The organism is Rahnella sp. PAMC25559 (genome assembly GCF_050632365.1).
Classification (GTDB): Bacteria; Pseudomonadota; Gammaproteobacteria; order Enterobacterales; family Enterobacteriaceae; genus Rahnella; species Rahnella rivi.
The window spans coordinates 3,978,631-3,995,921 of sequence record NZ_CP192543.1; the positions used below are offsets into that span (position 1 = coordinate 3,978,631).

A 17,291-nucleotide genomic window follows, 5' to 3' on the forward strand; every position below is an offset into this window, starting at 1 on the left:
CATGGCACCGCAGTCGCCAGTAAACCCCCACCCCCGCCGCCCCCTTTGCCGGGGGCGGCGGACAGACATTAACTCTGTTGTACGTGCAGACCGTGTTGCACCAGAACGTCCCCCAGGGTGTTCGAGGCATCCATTGATGCGTTGTGGTAAACGTCGAACGTCAGGCCATCCACCGTGCGTTGCCCGGTTTCACTCCATGCGCCGTCCGTGCCCATTTGCAGGTTCACCAGACTGCCCTCACCGCCTTTAATCACCACTTCATCGGACGGATTGTCTTTCACATTCAGCGCTTCATGCAGATTCAGCGAGATGCTGTTGGTGCCGGAATTACCCAGATCGAAGATGTCGATATGCTCGACTTTCAGCCCGAGCAGCGTCAGATCCAGATGCTGATTGGTGCCTGCCAGCAGCAAGGTATCGACACCGGTTCCGCCGTCGATCAGACCGAAGTCCAGCGTGTGAACCGAGATGGTGTCGTTGCCTGCGCCGCCGATGGCCACGCCGTCAGTTGCCGTCAGGTCGATGGTCACGCCGCCAATGGAGAACGCCGTGTCCGCATGCGCGGTGGTGTCGGCCGTGGCGTTATCATGCGTGGTCGTCGTTGAGGCACTGGTGTCCGTCGCTGCCAGCGGAGCGGTCAGCGTGCTGGTGGCGTGCGTCTCTGAGGTATCCGTGGTGGTGCTGGTATCGGTGGTGTGAACCGCCGCCAGCGTATGGGTATCGTCCACTGCCAGCGACGTTGCCATCAGCGTTACAGGTTCAGCCGGCAATGTAGAACCGACCGTCAGCCCGACGTGCGCATCGAATCCGTTACCGGCCGCATCGACCGCTTTCAGATCAATCACCGCCCCGAGCAACGCGGCGAGCAACCCGGTAAGCCCGTAACTGCTCAGCAAGGCACTGCTGAACTTAACGGTCCACGAACCGTCCGCCTGCACGGTCCCCGCCAGCGTATTGCCCAGCAGCGTGACGCTGACCAGACCCCCTTGTGCGATGTTACGGCTGGTGCCGCTCAGCGTCAGACCCTGACCACCGAGAATGCCGCCCACCACACCGAGCGTCAGCCCGAGCAGTGGATTGAGCGCCACCAGCGGCAGGGCGTGTGTCAGCACGCTCAGCGGGTTAGAGATGATGGCGGTGTTGCCCACGGTATCTGCCACCGACACAGAAACCTGCGTCGAGCCATCCGCCAGCCCTTTCAGCTCTGCCGAGGTAAACGGCACACTCCACGCGCCGTTAGTGATGGTGCCGGTGTGCGTCACGCCACCAATACTGACCGACACCGTGCCGTTGAGCAGGTTGGAGGTCCCGGTAATGTTGGTGTTAGCGCCCGCTTCAGCCGCGTTCAGATAGCCGTCACCGCCAAACAGTGAGCCGAGTGACAGCGTTGGCAGAGTGTGAATGCCGACCGTTGCCGATGCGCTTCCGCTGGTGGAATGACCGGCGGCGTTAGTGATGGAAGCACCGACATTCAGCGTCCCGTCGAGCAGGCTCGCCAGCGTCAGCTGCGGAACCGCGACGCTGAAAGTGCCATCCGCTTTCACCAGCGCCGTCAGGGTATTGCCGCCGACGTTCAGGGTCACGGTTGAGCCCTGCGCGTTGGTGGTGGTACCGCTGATGGTTTGTGTCAGCAGCGCATCCGCCGCGTTCAGCAGGCCATCGCCAAACAGCGGGTTAAGCGTAATGGTCGGCAGCGACTGCGATACCACGTTCAGCAGATTGGTGACCGACGCCGTATTACCGGAGCCATCCACCAGGCTGGCGATGACCGACTGTGAACCATTGAGAATGGCGCCCAGATCGGTCACCGGCACCGTCACGCTGAACACGCCGCCGACGCCCACATTGGCAAGGTAGTTTTTGCCATTCAGGGAAATCTGCACCTGCGTACCCTGCGCAACGTTGGTCGCGATACCGCTGATGGTCTGGCCGGTCAGCAGGTCAACCACGTTCAGTACGCCATCGCCAAAGACCGGATTAAGAATAATCGAGGGCAGATTGTGGATACCGACATTCAGCCCCAGGGTATTCGACGCCGTGTTGCCCACTTCATCGGTCACGGTGGTGACGATGGTCAGATTGCCGTCCAGCAATCCGGCCAGCTGAAGCGGTGTCAGTGCAGCAGAGAACTTACCGTCACTGCCCACGGTGGCCGTCAGGTTAATCAGGCCGCCGCCGACGTTGATGTTGACCGTTTCGCCAACATGCCCGTTAGTGACCGTACCGCTGATGGTTTGCGTCAGCAGGGCTTCCGCCGCGTTCAGGATGCCATCTGCACCGAAAACAGGATCCAGCACAATTTTCGGTACGGCGTTGATGATGGAAGTGAGCGTACTGCTGCTGGTGCTGGTATTACCGCCGCTGTCAGTAACAGAAACCACCACAGGGAAGGTGCCGTCGCCCAGCGCTGTCAGGTCGCCCGGTTGCAGGGTGATGCTGAATGCGCCGGTACCGTCGGTCGCGCCGAGGAAGGTTTTCCCGCCCAGCGTGACCTGAACCTGCGTACCCGCAGTCACGCCGCTGACTGTCCCGCCAATCACCTGCGTGGTCAGCGCATCCGCTGCGTTCAGCAAGCCATCGCCCAGTACCGAGGTAAGGTTAATGACCGGTTTCACCAGATCCAGCACCGCATTGGCCACTGCAGAACCGACGTTACCCGCGGCATCCGCCACGGTGACGCTGACTGCCGCGGTCGTGCCACTGAGCAAGCCGAGCACGGACGGCGGAACGGTGACCAGGAAATGCCCCGTTGCATCCACTACGCCATCAATGGTTTGTGTACCGACCTGCACCGCGATGGCCGTACCCGCCGCCACATTCGAGACGGTACCGCTGATGGTCTGATTGACCAGCAGATCGGCGATATTCAGCACGCCGTCGCCAAACACGGTATTGAGCACCACTTCCGGCAGATTGTGGATGGCAATCCCCACCGGAATAGTGCTGGTCGACGTGTTGCCTGCCGGGTCTTTCAGGGTAATGCCCAGACTCAGGTTGCCATCCAGCAATGCCGCCAGATCGCCCGGCTGGATCTGAATATTCCAGGTCCCCGCCGTCACGGTAGTGTTGTAGGTTTTGCCGCCAAGCGTCACGGTCACCTGAGTACCGTCAACCGCTGTCGCGACGCCGCCGATGGTTTGCGCCAGCAGTGCTTCCGTGGCATTCAGCAGACCGTTGCCACCAAACAGAGGATCCAGCGTGCCCAGCACCGGCAGCGTTTTAATCACGTCCAGATTCAGCACGGATGCGGTCACGTTGCCTGCGGCATCGGTGAGGTTCAGGTTCAGCACCTGCTGACCGTCACCCAGCGCACCGAGCAATGCCGCCGGAATGTTCAGTGACCACACACCGTTCGCCCCGACAATGGCCGACAGCGGCGTGCCGTTGATGACAGTGGACACCACCGACCCCACGCCCGCACCAATCGCCGTCCCGCTGATGGTTTGCGCCACCTGCGATTCCGCCAGATTGAGGAAGCCATCCGTCAGCCCCAGACCGCTGGTGACGTTGAGCGCGAGCAGTTTGTTGAAGAAGATATCCAGACCGGTACTGACGCTGGTGGTGTTACCCGCCTGATCCGTTACCGTCGCCGCCAGCGTCAGGGTGCCGTCGTTAAGCAGCAGCAACTGCGCTGGCGTCAGGTTGAGCGACCATGCCCCGCCCGGCTGAATAACGGCCGTACCGATGGAGGCACCGCCCAGTGTGACGTTCACCGTCTGACCGTCCGCGCCGCTGGACGTGCCGCCCACCAGTACGTTGAGCAGCGATTCCGCCAGATTAATGACGTTATTCCCGGCCACCACATCCAGCGCCAGCAACGGCGCGGAAGTATCGACGGTGATCGGATGCGGTGTTGCACTACCCGTATTCCCCGCTGCATCTGTCAGCGTTGCGGTAATGACGTTAACTCCGCCGTTAGCCGTTTGTGGCAAGGCCTGCAAATCGGCTGCCGGTACGCTAACTGACCAGGCGCCGCCAGCCTGCACGACTGCCGTGTAGTTTTTACCGTTGAGCGAGACAGTCACCACACTGCCCACGTCGTTATTGTTGTTGTCAACCACCGTACCTGAAATGGTTTGAGCCGATTTCGATTCGGTCGCGTTAAGTGTGTCATTGACGGCAAAGGCGCTGATCGTCAGCACTGGCGCGGTGAGATCTACCAGCACGTTGCTTGTCGCACTGGTCGGTGGAATTAAGGTAGTCGCGGTAATAACCGTGGTTCCGCCATCGGCAAAGTCACTGGCGGGTACTGCAACTGACCAGACACCGCCGGTCACCGCGACAATATGCGGATCTCCCCCGACGGTAACGGTGACCAAAGTGTTATCCGGGACATTGAGCACCTTACCAGACACCGTAATAGTCGTCGGGCTGCCATCCGCTACGTTGAGAATATTATCACCGGTCACCGGATCGATGGTCAGCGTTGGGGTCACTGGCGGCGTCAGATCAACAGTAATAGCCTGAGGCGCCAGCAGATTTGCCGTGTTACCTGCCAGGTCATTCACCGTTGCGGTGATCGTGTCTGCGCTGTCCAGCGTTGCCAGTTCCGCAGGGGTAAAGGTGGCACTCCAGGTGCCATCGCCCTGTACGGTTGCCTGATGGCTGATGCCGCCGACTGAAACCGTTACCTGCTGTCCGGCCTGCACATTCACTGTCGAACCGGTGATGGTTTGCGGATTCTGACTTTCAGCGTAGGTCAGATCGAAACCGGCACCGGCGAATGACGTGACTGCCACGGCTGGCAACTGGGTCACGGCGATACCGATATCGGTTGAAGCCGAACCGGTATTACCGCCACCGTCCGTCGCGGTCACGGAGATTTGCTGTGCGCCCTGCGGCAGATCGGCGATTTCGCCCGAGTTCAGAGAAACCGTCCAGTTACCGTTCGCATCCACCGTCGCGCCCGGAATAGGGATCCCCCCGACAAGAACGACCACGCTTTGCCCGGTGCCCGTCACTCCCGTCGTCCCGCTAAGGACAATTGGCGTGGTGGCAGCCGCGGCGGCTTCGGCGGCACTCAGATAACCATCGCCAAACGGCGTGTTGATGGTGACATCCGGTGCGGTGAGGTAGCTGGTAAACGGCAGCGTCGCTGGCGTACTGTTGCCTGCGGCATCGGTCACCGTCACGTTAATATCATGCGCGCCACTGCCCAGAGAATTCAGGACGCCCGCAGGCAGACTTACCGTCCAGTCACCTGTGGTCGGATCGACGGTGGCGGTATAGGTGGTGCCGCCGACATCGATGGTTAATTTAACGTTCTGGTTGTCGCCGGTGATGCCGGTGTTACCGGTGATGACATTCACACCCGCGGCTTCGGCGATATTCAGACTACCGTCAAGGAAAGGCTCATTGATAACAGGTACCGGCCCGGACAGATGCGACGTAAAGCTGATGGTGGCTTCGTTATGGTTACCAACAGAATCGGTCGCCGTCACGGTAATATCATGCAGCGCGGTCGTCTCCCCCAGCGATGCCAGCTGAACTGGGGTGAGGTTCAGGGTCCAGTTTCCGGTATCCGGATCCACGATTGCCGTAAACGGACTGCCGGTCATGCCCGCGATCGCCACACTGACGGTTTGGCCTGCGCCCGTTACGCCGGTGGATCCGGTGAGCGTCTGGCCGTTAACATCCGCAGATTCTGCAATGTTCAGCGTGCCGTCACCGAATGGCAGATCAATCGTCGGTTGCGGAATGTTATTGATCCGCACATCAACCGATGCCGTCAGCGGCGAGGTGTTGCCCGCACTGTCGGTCACGGTCACGACGACCGGCCATGTGCCATCCTGCAAGCCCAGCAACTGTGCTGGCGTCAGGGTAACCGTCCAGGTTCCGGCAGCAGAATCCACCACCACCGGCACTGCGTTACCGTTAATGACCACAGTGACGGTTTGACCCGGCGAGGTGATCCCGGTGGTACCGGTAATGCTGCCGCCCGCGGTCGCTTCATCCAGATTCAGAATGCCGTCACCGAATGGCACGTTAATGCCAGCCACTGGCAGAACCTGCGTCACCGACGTGAAATCAAGGGTACCGGACGCACTGGTATTCCCCGCGCTGTCGGTGGCGGTCACGCTGATGGTGTGCGTGTCATCCGTCAGCCCCTGAAGCACGCCGGAAGGGACGGTCGCCGTCCAGGTGCCGTCATTGGCGACGGTGGCCAGCACCGGTGTGCCATCGACAGTGACCATAACGGTCTGACCCGCACCGGTAATGCCGGTTGAACCGGTGATCAGCTGATTACCTGCCGCTTCGGCGGCGTTAAGAACGCCATCCACAAACGGCGTATTGATGGTCGGTAACGGCAGCGGAGACAGTTCGATATCCAGACTGGCGCTGGAAGACGCCGGGTTACCGGCAACATCCTGTGCCGTCACGGTCACCTGTACGATACCGGTGGTCAGCCCGTTGAGCAGCCCCGGCGCCACGATCGCCGTCCAGCCGAGTCCGTCAGGGTTCACCGTACCGGAAATCGGATCAAGCAGCCCCGGCACCGTCACCAGCACAGCCGTTCCCGGCGCCAGACCTGAGCTGCTTCCGCTCAGGGTGAAACCGTTGGCCGCTTCACTGATATTCAGGATCCCGTCACCGGCAATCACGCCAATCGTCAGCGTTGGTAACGCGTGCGAGGAGAGCGTGAAATCAGCCGACGTGGTGAGGTTGTTCCCGGCCGCATCGGTCACGCTGACATCGATGGTTTTCGTGCCATCGGTGGTGATGGCCTGCACATCCACGCCCGGAATGGTCAGATTCCAGACACCCGTGCCGTCTGCGGTGGTGGTGTAGTCTTTGCCGTTAAGCGTGACGGTCACGGTCAGGTTTGGATCCGTGGTTCCGCTGACCGGAATACCCAGCGCCGCTTCTGCCAGATTGATGATGTCATCACCGCCGGTATCCACCGTCACGGTCAGGAGCGGTGCGACGGTATCAACCGCCACATCATGCGTTGCCGTGGCGACGTTTTGCGCCACGTCATTCGCGGTGGCAGTAAAGGTGTTATTACCCGCCGGCATCGCCTGAACCTCAGCCGCCGTCATCGGGAAGCTCCAGGTGCCATTGGCCTGCACGGTGGCAGTAAACGTCGCTGTATAGGCTTCGCCGGTGATAACCACGGTGACCGTGCCGCCCACAGGCACGTGGCTGGAGGTACCGCTGACGGTCATCCCCTGATTGTGCTCAACGATATTGATGTAGTCATCGCCGGAAATCGCGTTGATGGTCAGCGTTAGCAGGTCGCCCGGCTGAGCGATCACCGTGGCGTTGTGAGTGGCAGACGCCGGGTTGCCGCTCACATCGGTACTTGTCGCCGTCACGGTCACCGGTCCGTCAGACAAGGTAGCCAGATCCGCGAACGGAACGGTAGCCGTCCAGGTGCCATCCGCACCCACGAGGGCGTTGTAGTCATTACCGTTAAAGGTCACGACCACCGTCTGCCCTTCTTCAAGATTCGTGGAGGTCCCGGTGATCGGAATATCCGCGCCTTTTTCTGCCGCATTAATGTAATCATCGCCCGACACGGACGTGATGGTCAGCGTTGGCAAATCAGCCGCCGCCGCATCGACGCTGAAGCTGTGATTGCCTGTGGTGATGTTACCGGCCGCATCGGTGATAGACGCTGACAGCGTGTACGTGGTGTCGGCCAGCGCCTGCACCACCGAACTTGGCAGCGTGAAGCTCCAGGTGCCGTCCGGCTGGACGACGGCGGTGTAAGTCACATTGTTGAAATTGAGCACCACGGAAACGGTTTGTCCGGCATCCGGGATGTCAGATGTGCCGCTGATCACCACCGGCTGCAAGGTTTCGGCAGCATTAATGATGTTGTCGATCGCCACCGGATCGAAGTTCAGCACCGGCGGCGTGTAGTCCACGGTGATTGCACTGTTAACTGTGCCTTCATTACCCGCGCTGTCGGTGGCTGTCACCACGATGTTTTGCGGGCCTTCCGTTATCGCCTGCAAATCAGCCGCACTGATGTTTACGGTCCAGATCCCGGTCGCATCGACAGTCGCTGCATGATCCACACCGCCGATATTCACGACGACGGTCTGACCTGCGCCCGTCACGCCGGTGGTACCGGTGAGGGTCTGTTCGGCGCCCGCTTCCAGCTGATTGAGGAAGGTATTGCCAAACGGCGTTTCGATGGTCGGCACCGGGACGTTCTGCGTCGCGAGCTCAATATTGACCGGCGGCAGCGTGGTGGTGTTGCCCGCGGCATCGGTCAGTTGAACCGTCAGCGGATAGCTGCCGTCAGCCGCACCGTCCAGCGTATTGGCAGGAATGGTGGTGCTCCAGCTCCCGTCCGGCTGTACTTGTGCAGTATAAGTCTGTCCGTTAAAGGTCAGGGTCACGGTCTGCCCGGCTTCCGCTGCATCCGTGTTTCCGCTCAGGGTGATCGGCGCGCCCGCTTCGGCGGCGTTGATCACGTTGTCTGTCGCGATCGGATTAAGCGTCAGCGGAGGCGGTGTGAAATCGACATTCACAGAACCGGTAATGGTGCCCTGGTTACCTGCGGCGTCGGTGACGTTAACCACCACCGGCGTCGGGCCTTCCGTTACGCCCGTTAAAGTGCCTGCCGGAACGGTGACAGTCCAGGTGCCGTCTGTCGCAACGGTACCGGTCAGGGGGATGCCGTCAATGATCACGATGACCGTCTGGCCGTCGCCGGTCAGCCCGGTAGAACCGGTCAGAGTCTGTGCGGCAGCCGCTTCATCAGTGCCTAACTGACCATCGCCGAACGGCGGGTTCAGGGTAGGTACCGGCGGTTGGGTGTAAATACCAATATCCTGCTGCGTGGTCACGGTACCCAGATCGGTAGACACCGTGGTCGCAATCACATGGCTGGTGCCATCGGACAGACTGGTAAGGTCATTCGCCGGGATCGGTACGGTCCAGTTGCCCTGCGCGTCGGTCGTGGTGGTGTACGTTTTCCCACCCAGACTGACCGTGACGATCGTGCCCTGCGGCACATTGGACGTCGAACCGCTGATGTTCACACCCGCCGCGGCTTCCGTCACGTTGATATTGTTGTCACCGGCGATGGTATCAATGGAAATACCGCCGAGCGCTGAGTTGACGGTAAACGCATCGCTGCCCTGCGCCGGGTTTCCGGCCACATCCGTCACGGTGGCGTTGATCGTCGCCGGACCGTCGCCGAGTGTTTGCAAATCAACCGCCGGAACAGAAACGCTCCATGCGCCGCTGGCCTGCACGGTTGCGCTGTACTGAAGTGTGCCGATAGTGATGAGAACGGTTTGTCCCGCTTCCACATTCGTGGTGGTGCCGCTGAGGATTTGCGCTGTCTGCTGCTCCGCGCCATCAAGCGTGTTGTCGCCTGCAAACGTCGAGACAGTCAGCGTCGGCAGCAAAGCCGGATCCGCTTTTACGGTGACCGGTGCGGTCGCGGTGCCTGCGTTGCCTGCGGCATCAGTGACGGTGGCGGTCAGGGTGTACGTTCCGTTCGCCACATTCGCCAGTGCATCGGCCGGAATGTTAACGGTCCATGCGCCGCCTGCGCCCACGGTACCGCTGTAGGTATGCCCGCCAAGCTCGATGGTGACAGTATCGCCCGTCTCACCCGCGCCCGCCGTACCGCTGACCGGAATAATCGCCCCGGCTTCGGCGGCATTGATGGTGCCATCGCCTGCAACCGGGGTGGTGATGGTGACAACGGGCGCAATGGTATCAACCGATACCGGCACAGATATGTTGCTGGTGTTGCCTGCCGCATCCGTGACCGCAACCTGCACGGCGGTCGGGCCTTGTCCGACGGCAGTGAGTGCCGATGACGGCACAGACACCGAGAACGAACCGTCGGCGGCGACAACGGCGGCGTAATCCTGGCCGCCAAAGGTCACCACTGCGGTCTGGCCGCTGCCGGAAACGCCGGTATTCCCGGTCAGTGTCTGGCTGACACCCGCTTCGGCGCCATTGAGAATGCTGTCGCCAAATGGCGTGTCGAGTGTGGCGTTTGGCAGATTGTGAATGATGACATTCAGCACATCGCTGCCGGTGACCGGTTGCCCGACGGCATCGGTGGCACTGACAGTGATGGTGTGTTGACCGTCACTCAGGGTAGCGAGATCTGCCGCAGAAACCTGCGCGCTCCAGCCGCCGCCCACGCCGACCGTCGCGGTGTACGTTTTGCCGTTGAGGATAATCGTCACGATGCCGTTGACCGGCACGTTGACGGAGGTCCCGCTGATGGTGACGCCCGCTGCCGCTTCCTGAGCATTCAGCTGGTTATCGCCGGTGACCGGATTCACAGACAGACCGCTAAGCGTGTTATCCACGGTGAACGATTCACTGCCGGTGGCCGGATTTCCGGCCTTATCCAGCACCGCGACATCAATTTGTAATGTGCCGTTGGTCAGTGCGCCCAGAGCTGAAGACGGAATGCTGACGCTCCAGCTGCCATCCGCCTGCACGGTCGCGTTGTACACCACGTTATTCAGGGTGATATTGACGACCTGCCCGGCTTCAACATGCGTCGTCGTCCCGCTGAGGGTCTGAGCCGTTTGCTGCTCTGCACCATCAAGAATATTGTCGCCCGCAAAGGCGTTCAGGGTGATGGTCGGCGCTAAGGCCGGATCGGCTGCCAGCTGAACATTGGACGTAATGGTGGTGCTGTTACCGGCTGCGTCAGAAAGCTGTACGGTCACCGGATATTGTCCGTCCGTCACGCCTGCCAGAGCGCCTGCCGGAATGGTCACCGACCACTGCCCGTTTACCGCCACGATGCCGGTGTAAGGCTGGCCGTTAATCGTCACGGTCACGGTGTTACCGGCTTCAGAAATCGACGCGGTGCCGGTTACGTTAATATCAGCCGCCGCTTCGGCGCTGTTGATGTAACCGTCGCCGGAAACCGGATTGAGGGTCAGGGTTGGCGCGGTGAAATCGACAGTGGCGGAACCGCTGAGCGTCGCGGTGTTGCCCGCGCTGTCAGTCACATTCACCACAATCGCATTATTGCCTGCCGGTAATGCCTGCAAATCAGCAGACGGCAGGCTGACCGACCAAACGCCGGCGCCATCCACCGTGGCGTTATAGGTATGCCCGCCAAGGGTGACGGTGACGGTCTGCCCGTCACCGGTTTTGCCGGTGGTGCCGCTCAGCGTTTCAGCCGTTGCCGCTTCGGTAATATTCAGATAACCGTCACCAAACGGCGTGTTAAGGGTGGGCACCGGAGCCTGATTATCCAGGCCAACAGAGATGCTGTTATTTAGCGTAGAGCCATCCAGCGCCTGCACGCTGGCAGAAAGTGGCAGGCCAGCAGGGTCAGCACCCAGTGATTGCAAATCAGCGGATGACAGCGCCAGTGACCATTTGCCGTCTGGCTGAACCAGCGCAAGACGGATCAGCGAACCGAAAGTCACCGTCACCAGCGCAAACGGCGCGACGCCAAGCGTGGTCCCGGTGATCAAAATACCGTCATTGGTTTCAGTGACGTTGATGACGTTATCGCCGGTCACCGGATCGATGGCGATACCGTTCTGCGAGGCATCCACGTTAAAGGTGTCAGTGCCCGGCGCGGCTTCGTTACCGGCTTTATCAGAGACAGTCGCGGTGATGGTTTGCGGACCGTCACCCAGCACAATCATATCTGCCGCCGGAACAATCACGCTCCAGTTGCCGCTGGCACCCACGGTCGCCGTATAGGTGTGGCCGTTCAGGGTGATGGTGACAATTTGTCCGGCTTCAACGCGCGTGGTGGTACCACTCAACGTTTGCGCGGTCTGGCGCTCAGCACCATCGACAAAATTATCCGACGCGAAGGTATTCACCGTGATGAGCGGCGGGAGGGTCGGATCAGAAGCGACGTGAAGGGTGCTGGTATTGGTAATGGCGTTCCCCGCCGCATCCGTCAGTGTCGCGGTGACCACGACATCCTGATTAAGATTGTTCAGCGAACCCGCCGGAATGTTTACGCTCCAGCTGCCATCCGGCTGAACAATGGCGCCCGTATAATCAACGCCGTTAATGGTGACGACCACCGGACGACCGGCTTCGGATACCGACGCCGTACCGGTCAGGGTCATTTGCGATGCGGCTTCCGCCACGCTGATGTAACCGTCGCCTTCCAGCGGATTGACCGTCAGGGTTGGCGCGACAGTGTCCACGCTCACCGGCGTGGTGAGGGTGTTGTTGTTACCCGCCGGATCGGTCACGGTGACCACGATATTATTGCTGCCCTGCGGCAGGGTGCCGAGCAGGGATGGCGGAACCGTGACCGTGAAGGTGCCGTCAGACGCGACGGTGCCGGTAATTTGCTGGCCGCCAATCGTCACCGTGACGGTCTGGCCCTCGCCTGTCAGACCGGTATTCCCGGTCAGTGTCTGGCTGGTGGCAGATTCAGCGCCATTAAGCGTGTTGTCACCGCCAAAAGCAGGATCCAATGTTGGCGGAACGCCGTGGATCGCCACAGTCAGATCCGTGGTCTGACTGATAGGGTTGCCCTGAGCATCAACCAGGCTGACGGTCACCGTGGTTGAACCGTCGGTCAGCCCCTGCAACTGGGCAGGAGAAATACTCAGGCTCCATCCGCCATCCGCGTTGGTGGTGGTGCGATATTCCTCACCACCCAGCGTCACGGTAATTTGCGTACCGGCAGGCACATTGGAGGTGGTGCCGGTGATCACCAGCGCACTCTGTGCTTCCGTCGCATTCAGCTGTCCGTCGCCCGAAATCGGGTTAACGTTCAATATACCGGCGTTGTCGTTTACCGAGAATTCAGCCGGAGTGGTGGTCTGGTTGCCTGCGGCATCCGTCAGGGAAGCGGTCAGCGTGTAGTCGCCATTGGCCAGAGCAGACACGGCATTGGCCGGAATGGTCACCGACCAGCTGCCGTCCGCGCCCACAATGGCGTTGTAATCGACGCCGCTGAGGGTGACGACCAGCGTGCGCCCGGCTTCAGACACTGAAGCGGTACCGGTGATCGTCAGCGGTTGCTGATGCTCCACGGCATCCAGAATGTTGTCATTGGCAATCGGGTCAAGCGATACCACCGGCGGCGTTCTGTCGACCACCACGGTGACGCCCTGCGTAACGGAATTGCCATCCGTGCCGGTGACGGTCACCGAAATCACATAGGTGCCATCCGCCAGATTTTGCAGATCGACCGACGGCAGGTTGATGTCCCATTTGCCGTCAGCACCGACGGTGCTGGTGTAGGATTTGCCATTGATGGTGAGGGTAATCGTCTGGCCTGCGGCCACGTTGCCTGTGGTACCGGAGAAAATCTGCGCGATGCGCGCTTCCGTCGCATTGAGGATGTTATCGCCCGCAAAGGCGCTCAGCGACAAGGTTGCTGCCTGACCGGTGTTACCGCCGCCTGTGTTTCCACCGCCGTTGTTTCCACCCCCGGTATCGCCACCGCCTGTGTTTCCACCGCCGGTATTGCCGCCGCCTGTGTTTCCACCGCCGGTATTGCCGCCGCCCGTGTTTCCACCGCCAGTATTACCGCCGCCGTCGCTGCCGCCGTTATTGCTGCTGCTACCCCCGCCGCCGCCACCACCGCCACCTGCGGCAATCGCGATACCGGCACCGAGCGCAACCACGCCCAGAATGGCGCCTAAAACAGCGGGGTCAAAGTTGGAAGAGTCGAGGACCAGGGCACCGACGTCAGGAATGGTTTCATAGGCAGGGACGATCGGGACAGCGCCTGCGGTCGCGCCGGTATCGACAAAGGCCGCGTGTTCGATAGGATGCACGCCATCATCGAAAATCAGCTCGCTGTGATGGCCCTTGCCATCGGTATCGAAGAAGCTGTGATAACGGACCGTGCGGCCATCTTTCATGTGGATGACAAGATCGTTCCCGACGCGCTCGTAGCTTGCGACCGCGTCACGCGTCGCATGCACGCGTACTATGCTGATTTGATTGAGGGTTACGTCCTGGCTGGCGTTTGAAACCTGGGAGATCACCGCACCATTTGTACGAGAAAGAACATCAATAACAACGCTACCGTTCTGAGCCATGTTGTACCCCTGTCTGCATCCAGTTGTTGCTCACATCCGCCACGAACCGCCCCTCCCGTCACAGGGAAGAGCGATTGGCGAACATGAAGACCATTGAAGTAATGGATTAACTTCCAACTGGTGATGAGTGGTACACAGACTGCAAAACGTACAAATAATGATAATAGTGATGCTTTTTATGTGTTTCTGTTTGGTGATTCCGTCATTTTTATCCCGGAAACTCCATAAGTTATATGCATGATTTGAGTTAAGTGTATTAAAAAAATGTTATCTTAAAGATAAAAATTATTCATCAAATTGATATGAAATATAATTTTTGACGGATGTGAAAATCTGGCCTAGCGAGGAATTATTCTGTTAATTTATTGAATTAACATGATTTTATGGGAGATTAACAAAAAGGTAAGCGCGATCATTGTCAAGAAAATCAATCATAAAGAGATAAAAAAAACCATCAAAACGGCTTACCAGTTTTGTGGGAACACATCGTTTTTTTTGAGCTTAATGCATTGAGTACAAAAATAATTAAGACTACGTGCAATCACTGAAACTTATCGTTTCTGATAAACTGTGCGGTCTGTTTAATCTCAGGTGTTTTTTCATGAAGGAAAAGACTCATCATCATGTCAGGTAAATATTTATCGCTGACCTCAACCAATATCACGAGATTCTTTTGGTTGTTCATTTTGCTGCTGGCACTGGGGCTGGGTCTTTACGGGTATAACTACACCAATGCTTATCTGAATGACAAACTGCGCACGGTGCAAACCACCGCCGACCAGTTGCAAAAACGTATCGATAAGTATCGCTACATGACCTATCAGATTTACGACAATTTCACCGGCCAGCCGCTGCCGCCGGACGCCGTGTCTGCACAGGAAATTCGTCTGCGTCAGGACATGTTCTACGTGTCCAAACCGCGCAAGAAAACAGATGCCCTGATTTTCGGCACTCACGACAGCTCCACGCTGGATCTGACCCTGAAAATATCCGCCTTCCTGGATGAACAGTGGGGCGCGAAAACGCTGCCTTATTCGCTGTATTATCTGAACGGCCAGGATAACAGCATGGTGCTGATCACGACGGTAGCGCTCGAGGAACAGGACTCCCGCCTTAAAGAAAACTATTTCACCAGCACGCTGCAATCGCGACGCGCTGAAATGCTGCAACAGGCGAATACGCTGGACGAACGCGAAAGCTATTCCGGTCTGCGTAAATCCCGTCAGAGCAGCGACTACAGCTTCTCCCTGCGTACCACCTTCAATAACCCCGGCCATCTGGCAACGGTCATCGCGTTTGATATACCGATGAGTGATTTGATCCCGCTGAACATGGCGCGGGACAACTTCCAGCTCAATGGCAGCACGGCCGCCGTCAATGAAGGTGACCCGAGCGACGACAACGCCACCAGCAGCATCACGCTGCAGGGCTGGTCGCTGGTATTTAACGTGCCGCTCAGCAACTCGCCGCTGTCGCTGACTTACCACGTGCCGCTGTTTAGCCTGGTGGTGGATCTGTCGAGAAACAACTTCTGGCTGATCCTCATCAATCTGTTCCTGATCGCACTGGCGATGACCAGCATTTACTTCATCCGTCATCAGTACATCCGCCCGAGTGAAAATATGGCGGCGCAGTTGCACATGCAGCAGGCGCTGAACCAGGAAATCATATCCGGTCTGCCGCTTGGCTTGCTGGTGTACAATTTCAGCAACCACAGCGTGATCCTCAGTAATAAGATTGCCGACCAGCTTCTGCCGCATCTCAGCCTGAATAAAATTGCCAATATGGCCGAGCAACACAACGGCTCGATTCAGGCCACCGTCAATAATGAGGTGTATGAGATCCGCATGATCCGCAGCCAGATTTCGCCGGAAACCTATCTGTTCCTGCTGCACGATCAGGACAAAGAAGTGATGGTGAACCGCACGCTGCAACAGGCTAAGCGTGAGTTCGAGAAGAATCTGCAGGCACGCAAACTGATGCTGCACAATTTAGGCATCGAACTGAATCAGCCGTTGCAGGAACTGAACGGGCTGGTCGAGTCGTTAGTGGCGGTTGAAGAACCGCGCGAGCGTCAGATGCTTGAAGGCAAATTGCAGGTCGAATCGCGCAATGCGCTGACGCTGGTGGACAACATCACCCTGCTGACGCGGCTGGAAACGCAGGACTGGCAGCCAGCCAGTCAGTCCTATGTGTTATCCGCGATGGTCGATGAACTGCTGCTCGACGCCCTGCCCCGCTTGAGTCAGAAAGGGCTCGGGTTGCTGAATCATTTCCATATCGCGCCTGAAACCACCTTTGTCGGTGATATGCAGGCCGTGAAAAAAATCCTGTCGCTGCTGCTCGATTACGCCATCGTCACGACGTCCCTCGGCAAGGTCACGCTGACCAGCGAGCAGGACGAAGATCGCCCGGATCAGCTGGTGTTTCACATAACTGACACCGGCAGCGGAATTTCGAAGGAAGAATTGAGCAATCTGAATTATCCTTTCCTGAGTCAGACGTTAGTTGATCGCTTTAATCACGGCTCCGGCCTGACGTTCTTCCTGTGTAATCAGCTGTGTAAGAAGCTCGGCGGTCAGCTGGAGATTCGCAGTAAGCTGAATATCGGCACACGTTATACCGTGCGCGTCAAACAGCGCCCGGAAGCGCAGGAAATTGAAGCGGAACACGAGAAACTGTTGACGGATGTGACAGCGCTGCTGGACATCACGTCTGACGAAGTGCGCGGGATCGTCACCCGTACCATGAACGCCTATGGCGCCGTGTGTATTGTGGCTGACGAGCGCCAGCTGACGCGGGAATATGACGTGCTGCTGACGGATAACCCGCAAAACAGTGACAAATTTACGCTGCTGCTGACCGACGATGAGTCCGGTTTTCAGTCGCTTGAAAAGCATTATATTCGCGTCAATTACAACATCAGCAGTGCGCTGATCGACGCAACCCTACTGTTAATTGAGCAGCAATTTGCTGTGCCTGATGACAGTGTTTCATCCGAAGAAACCGGTGAAGACTCTCTCGACCATTATGAAAATCAGCTAAAATCAAGCGATTACTATCAGCTTTTTGTCGAGACAGTACCGGAAGATCTTGAGAAACTGTATAATGAAAACCAACGTCGTGATTTCACATCACTTTCCCAAACTGCACACCGCCTTAAGGGAGTGTTCGCTATGCTGAACCTGACCCCAGGCAAGCAATTGTGTGAAGAGTTAGAAAAGTACATCGCAGATGGCGATGCATTACAGATTACTGAAACCATCAATCTTATTGATTCTTTTGTCTCCAGACTGCTGCAGCAAGGTAGCTAAT

2 protein-coding genes are annotated in these 17,291 nt (G+C 58.4%); one reads left to right on the forward strand and one right to left on the reverse strand.

Annotation, left to right across the window (positions count from 1 at the left end; all coding sequences use genetic code 11):
* Window positions 1-68 precede the first annotated feature (68 nt).
* On the reverse strand, window positions 69-13,976 hold the full coding sequence (locus ACQZQY_RS19400) for an Ig-like domain-containing protein (protein WP_431296237.1): 13,908 nt from the start codon (window positions 13,974-13,976) through the stop codon (window positions 69-71).
* A gap of 623 nt (window positions 13,977-14,599) precedes the next feature.
* Between ACQZQY_RS19400 and rcsD the strand changes: the two genes are divergently transcribed.
* On the forward strand, window positions 14,600-17,290 hold the full coding sequence (rcsD, locus tag ACQZQY_RS19405; protein ID WP_414070710.1) for a phosphotransferase RcsD: 2,691 nt from the start codon (window positions 14,600-14,602) through the stop codon (window positions 17,288-17,290).
* Window position 17,291: the final 1 nt, after the last annotated feature.

Excerpts from the sequence above, each read along its gene's own strand:
- ACQZQY_RS19400 (WP_431296237.1), bottom strand. The coding sequence starts at position 13,976 with ATGGCTCAGAACGGTAGCGTTGTTATTGATGTTCTTTCTCGTACAAAT.
- rcsD (WP_414070710.1), top strand. The coding sequence starts at position 14,600 with ATGTCAGGTAAATATTTATCGCTGACCTCAACCAATATCACGAGATTC.